Source organism: Streptomyces xanthii, assembly GCF_014621695.1.
GTDB classification, from domain to species: domain Bacteria; phylum Actinomycetota; class Actinomycetes; order Streptomycetales; family Streptomycetaceae; genus Streptomyces; species Streptomyces xanthii.
In genome coordinates this window covers 4,247,600-4,260,241 of sequence record NZ_CP061281.1, presented here as the reverse complement: position 1 = coordinate 4,260,241, position 12,642 = coordinate 4,247,600, and the positions used below count along the sequence as shown (strand labels likewise).

Here is a 12,642-nt window from a genome sequence, read left to right as displayed (position 1 = left end):
GTAGGGAGAGGAACCTGATCAAAACAGTACGCGGGAAAAGATGAGATCGTCGACCCGGAGAGAAGCCGATAATGCCTCCAAGGCATTATCGGCCCCATTTCACGATCATCAAAGAATTCGACCCGGAAAGAGTTCGACAGGAAAGACCGGCAGGAAAGATCGGCGGGAAAGATCACCTGAAGGCCCGCCGAAAGGATCGACGAAAGATCCAGAAACGAAAGAAAGCCCTGCTCACCGCGCGGGTGAGCAGGGCTCGCTGTCTTCGTCGCCGTCGGTCAGACGGGTGACTCCTCCGGGTCCGGCGCGGTCGGCCAGCTCATGCGGATGAGGCCGCCGCTCTCGTCGGCGGTGACCTCCACGTCGTCCACGAGACCGCTGATGACCGCGAGACCCATGTCGTCCTCGCCGTCCTCGGGCTCGCCCGCACCGCCGCCCGCGGACGCCACCGCGACCGCCGCGGCCCGTGGCGCCTCGTCCCCGACCTCGATGGAGAACTGCTTCTCCTCCTCGATCAGGGCCACGCGCACCGGGGCTGTCAGGCCGCCGCTCCGATGGAGCCCGACGGCGCGGCTGCACGCCTCACCGACGGCGAGCCTGACCTCGTCGAGCACCGCCTCGTCCACGCCCGCCCTGCGCGCCACCGCGGCCGCCACGAGGCGGGCGGTCCTGACGTGCTCGGGAAGAGGACTGAAGCGAAGTTCGACGGTGGCCATGCATCCCCTCCGAAGTACGGGCGTGCTCGGGGAGACCGGGCCGGCCTGGGCCGCCCGGTCCCCTGACTCTCTCGAGACCGGCTCAGTCGGTCGCCGCTACGGCTTCCTCGACCGAGGTGTGGATCGGGAACACCTTGGTCAGACCCGTGATCCGGAAGATCTTGAGAATGCGCTCCTGGTTGCAGACCAGGCGCAGCGAGCCCTCGTGGGCGCGCACACGCTTGAGACCGCCGACCAGCACGCCGAGCCCGGTGGAGTCGAGGAAGTCCACGCCCTCCATGTCGACGACAAGGTGGAAACTGCCGTCGTTCACCAGCTCGACCAGCTGCTCGCGCAGCTTGGGCGCGGTATACACATCGATTTCGCCACCGACCTCGACGACCGTACGATCGCCGACGGTACGGGTCGACAGGGACAGGTCCACGGATCCTCCAGCACCTTGCTAATCGAGCGGTCGCCCCTCGGGGACACCTCGGCATGATCCCCCGGGACGGTTCGCCAGCCGCGATGGCATTCAATCACTTACCGGCAGGCGTGCACGACGCCTTGGAACATTGTCCGTCACGCCAGTGACACACTCGGAGCCGATGGCCAAGAATCACCGATCCGAACGACCTGCGGCGTCCACGGGCTCCCGACCCTCTCCCGGGGCGGTCCTGGAGCGGCTCGCCTCGGGTCCGAGCAGGGCTGCGCGCATCACCCATACGGAGCACTTGCCCCCTCGCGCGGGCCGTCATGCCGTGTGGCCGGACCGGATCCGCGCCGAGGTCGTCGCCGCCGTGCAGAAGGCCGGAATCGATCATCCGTGGGCCCACCAGGCGCTCGCGGCGGAGCACGCGCTCGACGGCGAGTCGGTGGTCGTCGCGACCGGAACCGCCTCCGGCAAGTCCCTGGCATACCTGGTCCCGGTCCTCTCCGGGCTGCTCGACGGCTCCGAGGCGCCGAACGGCCGCGGGGCCACCACGCTGTACCTCGCGCCGACCAAGGCGCTCGCGGCGGACCAGTGCCGGTCGGTGAAGGAACTTTCACAACCGCTGGGCAACGCGATCCGTCCCGCGGTCTACGACGGCGACACCCCCTTCGAGGAACGGGAGTGGGTCCGCCAGTACGCCAACTACGTCCTCACCAACCCCGACATGCTGCACCGCGGGATATTGCCGTCCCACGCCCGCTGGTCCTCCTTCCTCAAGGCCCTGAAGTACGTCGTCGTCGACGAGTGCCACACCTATCGCGGCGTGTTCGGCTCGCACGTCGCCCAGGTCCTGCGCCGGCTGCGCCGCCTGTGCGCCCGCTACGGCTCCGAACCCGTCTTCCTGCTCGCCTCCGCCACCTCGGCCGACCCGGCCGCCTCAGCGGGCCGTCTGACGGGCCTGCCGGTCGTCGAGGTCGCCGACGACGCCTCACCGCGCGGCGAGCTCGTCTTCGCCCTCTGGGAGCCGCCGCTCACCGAGATGCAGGGCGAGAAGGGCGCCCCCGTGCGGCGCACCGCGACCGCCGAGACGGCCGACCTGCTGACCGACCTGACCGTCCAGGGCGTCCGCTCCGTCGCCTTCGTACGGTCCCGGCGCGGCGCCGAGCTGATCTCGGTGATCGCCCAGGAGCGGCTCGCCGAGGTCGACCGCTCCCTCGTCAGGCGTGTCGCCGCCTACCGGGGCGGCTACCTCCCCGAGGAACGCCGCGCCCTCGAAGCCGCCCTGCACTCCGGCGAACTGCTCGGCCTGTCCGCCACCACCGCCCTCGAACTCGGCATCGACGTCTCCGGGCTCGACGCCGTCGTCATCGCCGGCTACCCCGGCACCCGCGCCTCCCTCTGGCAGCAGGCCGGCCGCGCCGGACGCTCCGGGCAGGGCGCCCTCGCCGTCCTCGTGGCCCGCGACGACCCGCTGGACACCTACCTCGTCCACCACCCCGAGGCCCTCTTCGACCAGCCCGTCGAGTCGACGGTCCTCGACCCCGACAACCCGTACGTGCTCGCCCCGCACCTGTGCGCCGCGGCGGCCGAACTCCCGCTCACCGCACCGGACCTGGACCTCTTCGGCCCTGCCACCACCGAGCTGCTCCCGCAGCTGGAGGCCGCGAAGCTGCTGCGGCGGCGCACGAAGGCCTGGCACTGGACGCGCCGCGAGTCCGCCGCCGACCTCGCCGACATCCGCGGCGGTGGCGGCAACCCGGTGCAGATCGTCGAGGCGAGCACCGGCCGGCTCCTCGGCACCGTCGACGCGGCGTCCGCGCACACCACCGTCCACGACGGCGCCGTCCACCTCCACCAGGGCCGCACCTACGTCGTCCAGCACCTCGACCTCGACGACAACGTCGCCCTCGTCGAGCCCGCCAACCCCACGTACTCCACTACCGCCCGCGACACCACGGCCATTTCGGTCCTGGAGACGGACGTCGAAGTCCCTTGGGGCGACGGCCGGTTGTGCTACGGCTCGGTCGAGGTCACCAACCAGGTCGTCGGCTACCTCCGCCGCCGTCTCATCACCGGCGAGGTCCTCGGCGAGACCAAACTCGACCTCCCTCCCCGCACCCTGCGCACCCGCGCGGTGTGGTGGACGGTCACCGAGGACCAGCTCGACGCCGCCCGCATCAACCCCGAGATCCTCGGCGGCGCCCTGCACGCCGCCGAACACGCCTCCATCGGCCTCCTCCCGCTCTTCGCCACCTGCGACCGCTGGGACATCGGCGGCGTCTCGATCCCGCTCCACCCCGACACACTGCTGCCCACGGTCTTCGTCTACGACGGCCACCCCGGCGGGGCGGGCTTCGCCGAGCGGGCCTTCCACACGGCCCGGGAATGGCTCGCCGCCACGCGCGAGGCGATCGCCTCCTGCGAGTGCGAGGCCGGCTGCCCGTCCTGCATCCAGTCCCCCAAGTGCGGCAACGGCAACGACCCCTTGCACAAGCGCGGCGCGATCCGCCTCCTCTCCGTCCTCCTCCAGGGCGCGCCCACCCAGCCGGACGCGCCCCAGCCCGCGGTGCCTACGGGGGACTAGCCGGCCCTGGTTCCGTAGGTGCGGGCTCCGGCGATGCGGTCCCGCCGGGGAGCGGGCCGGCCGTCGAGCCCGGTTCGGGATCGGGTCCCGGTCCCGGCGGTGTCTCGGGGTGCGGCCCCGAGGGGCCGGCTCTGGAGCGGACCTCCGCCGCGAACGGGCCCCGGCCCGCCGCCGCGACCACCTCCGCCACCTCCCCGCGCACCGCACAGCTCACGACTCTCGCCCCCTGCGCCCCGGCCACCCGCCCGGCCAGGTCACACGCGTCGGTACCGCCCTCCATCCAGTGGCCCGCCGCCGCCAGCGCCGCCAGGTCGGCGGCGCCGCCCGCCCGGTGCCGGGCCTGAACCGCCTGCCCCAGAGCGAGCACCACCCCGAACACGACCCCGACCGCGGCCATCGCCACGACGACCCACACCGTCGCCGACCCCCGGTCGGCCCGCAGCCGCACCCCCGTCCACCGCCCACCCGGCCCCGCCCGACCCCATCGGGTCCGGCCGCCCCGTCCCGCCCGCACCGGACCCACCCCGCGCCGAACGGCCCGCCGCGCCGGCCCCACCTCGTACCGCCTTCTCCTCACGCCGCCCCCACCGTCTCCTCGGCCGCCGCGACCGCCTCCGCCCTCAGGTCCGCGGCGAGCGGTCCGGGACCGGCCGACCGGGCCGACACCGTCACCCGCACCAGATCGCCCTCCCGGCTCACTTCCACGCGGGCCCCGGGCGGCGCCGCCTCCAGGGCCGCCTCCCGTGCCGCGCGCTCGGGCTCCTCCCGGGCCACGGAGCGGGCACCGGCCCGCGCCGCGTCCACACACCGGATCTGGCCGGAGACCGCGAGCAGCCCCCAGACCAGCGCCAGCGTGAACCCCACCAGCACGGGCAGCACCACGGCCGCCTCCGCCGTCACGAAGCCCCGGTCAGAACGACCCATGGAGCGCCTTCCCCACCAACTCCTCCAGCGCCGACATCACGGCCCCGCTCGTCATCACCTTGTAGAGCAGCCCGGCGAACCCCACGGCCGCGAGGATCCCCACCGCGTACTCGGCGCTGACCATCCCGGCGTCCCGTCGCGCGGCCCGCACGGACCGCGCCCACCGCCGCACCCGCAGGCCGACACCACGGCCGGCTCCCCGGCTTCCGCGCACCTCATGACGACCGCCGCACGCACCACACCCACTGCACTCACCGCATCCACGGCTCATCACAACCCCCTTGAACACCACGTTCGTTCACCTCTCGAGACCCGTCATCGACCAACCCCTCCGCCCAGCACACCTCCCGTCAGCCCGATCACCACGGGCAGCACGCCGATCGCCAGGAACGCGGGCAGGAAGCACAGCCCCACCGGCGCGGTGATGATCACCGCCGCCCGTCGCGCCAGCGCCGTCGCACGTCTGCCCCGCTCGGCTCTGCACTCCGCGGCGAACCGGGCCACCGGCAACGCCGCCGGCGCCCCGGACTCCCCGGCCCGCTCCAGGAGCCGCACGAGCCCGCCCGCGCCGGGCAGTGCCGCCAACTCCTGCCAAGCCGTGGCGGCTTCACCGCCCAGGCGCACCTGCGCCGCACCCCGCGCCAGCCCTCGCCCCACGGGCCCGCCCAGCGACTCCCCGACCGCCCGCGCGGCCCCGACGGGATCCGCGCCGGCCGCCAGACAGGCCGCCAACAACTCGGCAGCGAGGGGAAGTTGCCGCACCACCTCAGCCCGTTCCTCCGCGCCGAGCGCCTCCCCCGAACCGACCGCCGACCCCGCGCCTCTCCCCCGGCCCCGACCCCGCCACCACTCCACGCCCGAGGCCAGGACCAGCCCGGCGAACACCCCCGCCACACCGCCGACCAGCGCATATCCGGCACACCCCGCCCCGGCCACCGGCCCCCACCGCCGCACACCCGCCGGCATCCGCATCCGACGCCGCCCCCGCGACTCGGCGGCGGCCACCTCCAGAACCGCCCGCACCCGCCGCCGCAGCGCCCTCGCCCGCAGCCGTCCCTCCACCCCGTACGCCACCCACACACTCAGTCCGGCGACACACAGCACCACCCCCAGCCTGTGGACAACTTCTTCCATCGGTCCGGCCCCACCGGACGTCCCGAACACCCCGAGCACATCGACCTCCATCACCCCGACCACTCCCTCAACCCCGCTCCACCCCGCGCACGATCCGTACCGCCCACCACAGCCCCGCCGCCTCCAACGCCCCGCCCACCACCAGGCACCCCATCCCCGGCCCGCTGTGCAGCAGCACCCGCAGCGGACGGGCCCCGAGCAGGGAGCCGAGCAGCAGGCCGAACACGGGCAGCCCCGCGAGCATCACCGCCGTCGACCACGGTCCCGCCAACTGCGCTCTCAACTCGGACCGTTGATCCCGCTCGGCGCGCAGCGCGTCCGCCAGCCGGTCGACCCCGACGGCGAGGCCCGCGCCCCGGTCCACCGCCACCCGCCAGCACGCGGCGAGCCCGTACAGCCCCTCGGCGCCCGGCTCCCCGGCCGCCGTGCCCAGCGCCCCGGGGACGTCACCGCCGAACCGCGCCGCGGCCACGACCGCCGCCCCGCCGGGCGCCTGCGACTCCCGCACGGCGACCGTGAGAGCCGCTCCGGGCTGGCGCCCCGCGCGCACCTCTCCGGCGAGCAGCTCGCACAGCCGGATCACCGCGTCGCCCCGCCGCTCCCGTGTCCGCCGCGCGTCCCGCGTCCTGCGCGCCCGCGCCGCCCCGGGCACCGCGGCGACCCCGAGCACGAGGGGCAGCGGCGAGGCCCCGAGCAGGGCGACGACCAGCCCGGCCGCCGCGCACGCCCACTCGGGGCGCGCCCCCAGCCAGGCCCGGTACCGCCCGATCCCCGGCCACCGCACCACCGACGCGGCGCCGCCCTCCGCTTCCGGCCCCAACACCGCGCGCACCCTGCGCAGTTCACCGCTCCGCGTCCGCACGGCCCAGGCCACGCTCAGCACGCCGAGCAGCGCCACCACCACGACTCCGCTCACGCCGGCTCCCCCCGCATCCCCAGCAGCTCGCGCAGCCGCGCCCAGCCGGGCCCGGGCACGAACCCCCGCTCGCCCCACTCCAGCGCGGAAACGGTCCGCACCCAGCCCTGCGGATCCCGCTCCAGTACGTGGACCTGCGCGACCCGCCGCCGACCGCCCCGGTCCCGTACGAGGTGGAGGATCACCGAGACGGCCGCCGCGAGTTGGCTGTGCAGTGCGGGGCGGTCGAGTCCCGCCGCCGTGCCGAGCGCTTCGAGGCGGACGGGGACGTCGCTCGCCGCGTTGGCGTGGAGCGTGCCCGAGCCTCCTTCGTGCCCGGTGTTGAGGGCGGCCAGGAGGGAGACGACCTCAGGACCGCGCACCTCGCCGACCACGAGCCGGTCGGGGCGCATCCGCAGGGCCTGGCGGACCAGGTCGTCGAGACCGACGGCGCCCGCGCCCTCCTGGTTGGCCGGCCGGGCCTCCAGGCGCACCACGTGCGGGTGGTCGGGGCGCAGCTCGGCCGAGTCCTCGGCGAGGACGATCCGCTCCTGCGGCCCGATCAGGCCCAGGAGCGCGCTGAGCAGCGTCGTCTTGCCGCTGCCGGTGCCGCCGCTGATCAGGAACGAGAGGCGGGCGTCGAGCAGGGCCCGTACCACCCGGTCGCCGCCCGGCGGCACCGTGCCCGCCGCCACCAGTTCGTCCACGGTGAAGGCCCGGGGCCGTACGACGCGCAGCGACAGGCAGGTGCAGCCGACGGCGATCGGCGGCAGCACCGCGTGCAGGCGGGTCCCGTCGGGCAGGCGGGCGTCCACCCAGGGGCGGGCGTCGTCGAGGCGGCGCCCCACGACCGCGGCGAGCCGCTGGGCCAGCCGGCGCACGTCCGCGGCGCTCTCGAAGCGCACACCCGCCGGCTCCAGGCCGCCGCCCCGGTCCACCCAGACCCGGTCCGGCGCCGACACCAGGACGTCGGTCACCGCGGGGTCGCCGAGGAGCGGCTCCAGCGGGCCCGCGCCCACCAGCTCCGAGCGGAGCCGGCCGGCCGCGCCGAGCACCTCGGCGTCGCCCAGGATCCGGCCCTGGGCCCGGAGCGCCTCGGCGACGCGTGCGGGGGTGGCCTCCGCCCCGTTCTCGGCGAGCCACTGGCGGACCCCGTCGAGCATGCGGGCCCCGACGACGGCGGTCATGCGACGCCCCCGGCGTCCGAGCCGACGGCGACGCGGTCCCAGAACTGGGTCGCGAACCGCCCGAGCGGGCCGCCCACTCCTGGCGGCTTGCCCGCGAAGACTCCGGTGTCCAGGGGCAGTTCACCCGCGAGCGGGAGGCCGAGCAGCCGGGCCGTCTCGTCGGTGCCGAGCGCGGCGGTGCCCCGTACGGGCGCGATGACGACCCTCAGGTCGCGCAGCACCATGCCGACGGCGCCCGCCATCCTGCGGGCCGCCGCGACCGCGCGCAGCTCGGGCGGGACGACGAGCAGTCCCACGTCGAGCTGGGCCAGCGCCTCCACGGAGCCCGCGTCGATCCGGCGCGGCAGGTCCACGACGACGGTGCCGCCCCTGCGGCGTGCCGCGGCGAGCACCGCGCGCACGGCCTCCGGCGGCACCGCCGCCAGATCGCCCCGGTCCCAGCTGAGCAGCCGCAGACCGTGCAGCGCAGGCAGCGACTCCTCCAGGGCGGTGGCGCCGACGCGGCCGCGGGACTGGGCGAACGCCGGCCAGCGAAGGCCGTCCGCGGCCTCGCCGCCGAGCAGCACGTCGAGCCCGCCGCCCAGCGGGTCCGCGTCGACGAGCAGCGTGCGCCGCCCGGCCCGCGCGGACGCCACGGCGAGCGCGGCGGCCAGGGTGGAGGCCCCGGCTCCGCCCCGGCCCCCGAGCACCCCGATCGTGAGGGCGGGCCGCCCCACTCCCTCGGCGACGTCGGCGATCCGGTCCATCAGCCACTGCTCGCCGTCCGGGAGCATCAGGACGTGGTCGGCGCCGATCTCGACGGCGCGCCGCCACACCCCGGGGTCGTCCTGGTCCCGGCCCACGAGCACCACCCCGTGCCGGCGGGGAGCGCCGCGCAGCCGGTCGGCCGCGTCGTCGCCGACCAGGACGAGCGGCGCTCCCTCCCAGCTGCCGCGTCCTCCCGGCGCCCCGTGTCCGACCTCGGGCCGCACCCCGGCCGCCGCACACAGCCGCAGCAGGTCGTCCAGGAGCCGTAGGTCCTCCGTCACGATGAGCGGCGCCCGCCCTCGCGCCCCGGTGTCCCGCACCGGGTCCTGCGCACTCGTCCCCGTCATGGTCCGATCCCCCTCTCTCCGCGCCGCCCGCACCCGCGGGCGATCCGCACCACCGCGAAGCCCGGTCGGCGCGGCGCCGGACACCGGTCGCTCCGCACCGCTCGGCAATGCCGGACCGGCCGTCGGACCGGCCCGGAACTTCGCGTGCGGAATCACCCTGCGGCGATCTCGGAAATCGTGTGGATCTTGGACAATTCCTGTGGACACGAGAACGCTTGTGGATATCTCGCTCACCCCAACAGGTGAACACCGCGAGATCAGGCCTGAGCTTCCCGCACAGCAGCCCGGAGGTCACACAGCGTGACGGAATGACGAAGTGCCGCCAGCGGCGTCGAGGCCGGGCGGCACGGTTGAACAGAGAAGGAAGAGGGCCCGAAAACGGGTCCGGACATGCGACGACCCCCGCCGGGGGGGAGAGCGGGGGTCGTCCCCACGGTCCGACTCGGGGGGGGAGGAGCCAGACCGGGTTAGCACGGTCGCGAACGATCCGTGACTTCCATGGTGTACCCGAGAGCCTTCTCAGGCAAACCCACGCGCCCGAGCTTACGCCGAATGGTGGGCGCCTATGCTCGAGCTCGTGGAAAACCCCTCCTTGACCCCCTCCATGCCTCGCGCGGCGGCGTTCTTCGACCTGGACAAAACGGTCATTGCGAAGTCGAGCACGCTCACATTCAGCAAGTCGTTCTATCAAGGCGGGCTGATCAACCGGAGGGCCGTGCTGCGGACCGCGTACACGCAGTTCGTGTTCCTCGCCGGCGGCGCCGACCACGACCAGATGGAGCGGATGCGCGAGTACCTCTCGGCGCTGTGCCGCGGCTGGAACGTGCAGCACGTGAAGGAGCTCGTCGCCGAGACGCTGCACGATCTGATCGACCCGATCATCTACGACGAGGCCGCGTCCCTCATCGAGGAGCACCACACCGCGGGCCGCGACGTCGTCATCGTCTCGACGTCGGGAGCCGAGGTCGTCGAGCCGATCGGCGAGCTGCTCGGCGCGGACCGGGTGGTGGCGACGCGCATGGTCGTCGGCGACGACGGCTGCTTCACGGGCGAGATCGAGTACTACGCCTACGGGCCGACGAAGGCCGAGGCGGTCGAGGAGCTCGCCCGCACCGAGGGATACGACCTGTCGCGCTGCTACGCGTACAGCGACTCGGCGACGGACGTGCCGATGCTGAGCGCGGTCGGGCACCCGTACGCGGTGAATCCGGACCGCGCGCTGCGCCGCGAGGCGATCGCGCGCGAGTGGCCGATTCTCGACTTCCACAAGCCGGTTCGGCTCAAGCAGCGCCTGCCGCACCTGTCCGCGCCGTCCCGCCCGGCGCTCGCCGCGGCGGTCGCGATCGGCGCCGCGGCGGCCACCGCGGGCCTGGTCTGGTACGCGAGCCAGCGCCGCGCCCGAATGCGTCCTATTTGAACCTAAAAGTAAAGAAGTGTGGCCAGGACTACCGCTCTCTGCGGGTCTGGAGTACAAAGGAGTCAACGGCCCGCGAGACCAAGGACATCCGAGAGGATCACCTTCAAACGCAACCAAGGCCCCACGGACCGAAGCATGAACACAGGGCACCCACGCGACGTCGACCCGTCGATTACGGGCCAGCCGCACCAGGTGACGGGCAAAGTTCCCGACCTGATGGGCAACAGATATCGAGGACGCTTGGTAACCCGGTGGCCATGCCAGCGGCGGTACGAGGACTCGTACCGCCGCAACCCTTTTCCGGGGCCTTTTCCTCCGGGGATTCCCGTCAGGCGGCGCCGCGCTGGAGCGCTTCGCAGACCGCGGTCGACTCCCTGACCCCGAGCTCAACGGCCTTGCCGCAGTGGGCGATCCACGCCGCCATGCCCTCCGGAGTGCCGGAGGCGTAGCCGTCGAGCGCCGCCGCGTACTGCGCGCGCCCGAGCTCCGCGTGCCCCACCTCGGCGGGACAGATCGACTTCGGGTCGAGACCGCTGCCCACCAGGACGATGCGCTCGGCGGCGCGCGCCACGAGGCCGTTGTACGAGCCGAAGGGGCGCAGCGCCTGGAGCTCGCCGTGCACCACGGCCGCCGTCACCAGGGCCGGTGCCTCGCTGCCCGCGATGATCAGCTGGGCCAGGCCGTCGAGCCGGCCCGCCACCTCGTCGGCGTCCGGCAGCGGCAGCTCCACGAGCGGCTCGTCGACCGGCTCGCCCGCCTGCCGGGGCCGGCCCACCGCGTCGCCCTTGTCGGCCGCCGCGACCAGGTGCAGCCGCGCGAGGACGCGCAGCGGCGACTGCCGCCAGATGGAAAGGAGTTGGCCCGCCTCCGCGGTGAGCCGCAGGGCGGCGCCGACCACGGGCGCCTCCGGGTCGCCGTCGCCCCCGCTGAAGTCGGTGCGCCGGCGCACCTCCTCGAGTGCCCAGTCGGCGCCCGAGAGCGCCGCGCTGCCCCGCGCGCCGCGCAGCGCGGCCTCGGAGGTGACCTCGTTGCTGCGGCGGCGCATGACCCGGTGCCCGTAGACCCGGTCCACGGCCTTGCGCACGGAGGCCACGGAGTCGGCCACGCCCGGCAGGTCGGCCAGCGCGGCGAGGGGGTCGGCTGTCGTACTCATGCGTACGACCCTACGGGCCGTGGGGCGCCGCCCCACGAAGGAGTGGTCTTCTTCACGCCGGGGCGACACGGAACGCGACGCCCCCACTACGCTTCGTGAACATGAAGATCGCTTTCGTGGGGAAGGGCGGCAGCGGCAAGACCACGCTGTCCTCGCTCTTCATCCGTCACCTCGCCACCACCGGATCGCCGGTCGTCGCCGTCGACGCCGACATCAACCAGCACCTGGGCGCCGCGCTCGGCCTCGACGAGGACGTCGCGGCCGAACTGCCGGCGATGGGTGCGCGGCTGCCGCTCATCAAGGACTACCTGCGCGGTTCGAACCCGCGGATCGCGTCCGCCGACACGATGATCAAGACGACGCCGCCGGGCGAGGGCTCGCGGCTGCTGCGGGTGGGCGAGAACAATCCGGTGTACGACGCCTGCGCCCGGCGGGTGGAACTCGACGGCGGGTCCGTCCGTTTGATGGTCACCGGCCCGTTCACCGAAGCCGACCTCGGTGTCGCGTGCTACCACTCCAAGACCGGCGCGGTGGAGCTGTGCCTGAACCACCTCGTCGACGGCCAGGGCGAGTACGTGGTGGTCGACATGACCGCGGGCTCCGACTCCTTCGCCTCCGGCATGTTCACCCGCTTCGACATGACGTTCCTCGTCGCCGAGCCGACGCGGAAGGGGGTCTCGGTCTACCGCCAGTACAAGGAGTACGCCCGGGACTTCGGCATCGCCCTGAAGGTCGTGGGGAACAAGGTGCAGGGCGAGGACGACCTCGACTTCCTGCGCGCGGAGGTCGGGGACGACCTGCTCGTCACCGTCGGGCACTCGGACTGGGTGCGCGCGATGGAGAAGGGCCGCCCGCCCCGCTTCGAGCTCCTGGAGGAGGCCAACGCCGGGGCGCTCGCCAGCCTGCGGGCCGCCGCCGACGCCACGTACGAGGCGCGGGACTGGGGGCGGTACACGCGGCAGATGGTCCACTTCCACCTGAAGAACGCGCAGAGCTGGGGGAACGAGAAGACGGGGGCCGACCTGGCGGCGCAGGTCGACCCCGACTTCGTGCTGCGGGAGAGCCGGCCGAGCGTGGGCGCCACGGCCTGACGGCTCAGGGCCGGATCGGGACCGGATCGGATCGGGTC

13 protein-coding genes are annotated in these 12,642 nt (G+C 73.9%); 3 read left to right on the top strand and 10 right to left on the bottom strand.

The annotated features are described in order from the left end of the window. Window positions 1-275 precede the first annotated feature (275 nt). Both IAG42_RS19375 and bldG read right to left on the bottom strand, forming a co-directional pair. Complete coding sequence (locus IAG42_RS19375; protein WP_188338228.1) at window positions 276-713, bottom strand: ATP-binding protein; 438 nt, start codon at window positions 711-713, stop codon at window positions 276-278. Window positions 714-795: 82 nt separating this feature from the next. Next, window positions 796-1,137 carry an anti-sigma factor antagonist BldG gene (gene bldG, locus IAG42_RS19370; protein ID WP_003975386.1) on the bottom strand — a complete coding sequence of 114 codons (342 nt, stop codon included), beginning with the start codon at window positions 1,135-1,137 and terminating at the stop codon, window positions 796-798. Between the two features lie 289 nt (window positions 1,138-1,426). Between bldG and IAG42_RS19365 the strand changes: the two genes are divergently transcribed. Continuing rightward, the gene (locus IAG42_RS19365) at window positions 1,427-3,709 is read left to right on the top strand and encodes a DEAD/DEAH box helicase (protein ID WP_394811228.1); all 2,283 of its coding nucleotides are present in this window, start codon (window positions 1,427-1,429) and stop codon (window positions 3,707-3,709) included. Here the strand turns inward: IAG42_RS19365 and IAG42_RS19360 are convergent. The 7 genes from IAG42_RS19360 to ssd form a co-directional block, all read right to left on the bottom strand. Next, the gene (locus tag IAG42_RS19360; protein ID WP_188341481.1) at window positions 3,696-4,106 is read right to left on the bottom strand and encodes an Rv3654c family TadE-like protein; all 411 of its coding nucleotides are present in this window, start codon (window positions 4,104-4,106) and stop codon (window positions 3,696-3,698) included. The genes IAG42_RS19365 and IAG42_RS19360 overlap by 14 nt on opposite strands. A gap of 176 nt (window positions 4,107-4,282) precedes the next feature. After that, window positions 4,283-4,633: a TadE family protein gene (locus IAG42_RS19355; protein WP_188338226.1), complete on the bottom strand. Its 351-nt coding sequence runs from the start codon at window positions 4,631-4,633 to the stop codon at window positions 4,283-4,285. Then, a complete protein-coding gene (locus IAG42_RS38470) occupies window positions 4,620-4,757 on the bottom strand; it encodes a DUF4244 domain-containing protein (protein WP_317453324.1) in 138 nt (45 codons plus the stop codon). The genes IAG42_RS19355 and IAG42_RS38470 overlap by 14 nt, the downstream gene beginning before the upstream one ends. A gap of 191 nt (window positions 4,758-4,948) precedes the next feature. Continuing rightward, window positions 4,949-5,818, bottom strand: a complete 870-nt coding sequence (locus IAG42_RS19345) for a type II secretion system F family protein (RefSeq protein WP_223206080.1) — start codon at window positions 5,816-5,818, stop codon at window positions 4,949-4,951. A gap of 16 nt (window positions 5,819-5,834) precedes the next feature. Next, entirely contained in the window at window positions 5,835-6,683 is an 849-nt protein-coding gene (locus IAG42_RS19340; protein ID WP_188338224.1) for a type II secretion system F family protein, read from the bottom strand. Further along, on the bottom strand, window positions 6,680-7,849 hold the full coding sequence (locus IAG42_RS19335) for a TadA family conjugal transfer-associated ATPase (protein WP_188338223.1): 1,170 nt from the start codon (window positions 7,847-7,849) through the stop codon (window positions 6,680-6,682). Before IAG42_RS19335 ends, IAG42_RS19340 begins: the two co-directional genes overlap by 4 nt. Next, window positions 7,846-8,943, bottom strand: a complete 1,098-nt coding sequence (ssd, locus tag IAG42_RS19330) for a septum site-determining protein Ssd (protein WP_188338222.1) — start codon at window positions 8,941-8,943, stop codon at window positions 7,846-7,848. Before ssd ends, IAG42_RS19335 begins: the two co-directional genes overlap by 4 nt. Window positions 8,944-9,508: 565 nt before the next feature. On the opposite strand from ssd, the gene IAG42_RS19325 reads away from it, so the two are divergent. Then, a complete protein-coding gene (locus IAG42_RS19325; protein ID WP_394811227.1) occupies window positions 9,509-10,360 on the top strand; it encodes an HAD family hydrolase in 852 nt (283 codons plus the stop codon). A 328-nt stretch (window positions 10,361-10,688) separates the two neighbouring features. Here IAG42_RS19325 and IAG42_RS19320 read toward each other — a convergent pair whose 3' ends face one another. Continuing rightward, entirely contained in the window at window positions 10,689-11,513 is an 825-nt protein-coding gene (locus IAG42_RS19320) for a Fic family protein (RefSeq protein WP_188338221.1), read from the bottom strand. Window positions 11,514-11,614: 101 nt separating this feature from the next. On the opposite strand from IAG42_RS19320, the gene IAG42_RS19315 reads away from it, so the two are divergent. Beyond that, window positions 11,615-12,604, top strand: a complete 990-nt coding sequence (locus IAG42_RS19315; RefSeq protein ID WP_188338220.1) for an ATP-binding protein — start codon at window positions 11,615-11,617, stop codon at window positions 12,602-12,604. Window positions 12,605-12,642: the final 38 nt, after the last annotated feature.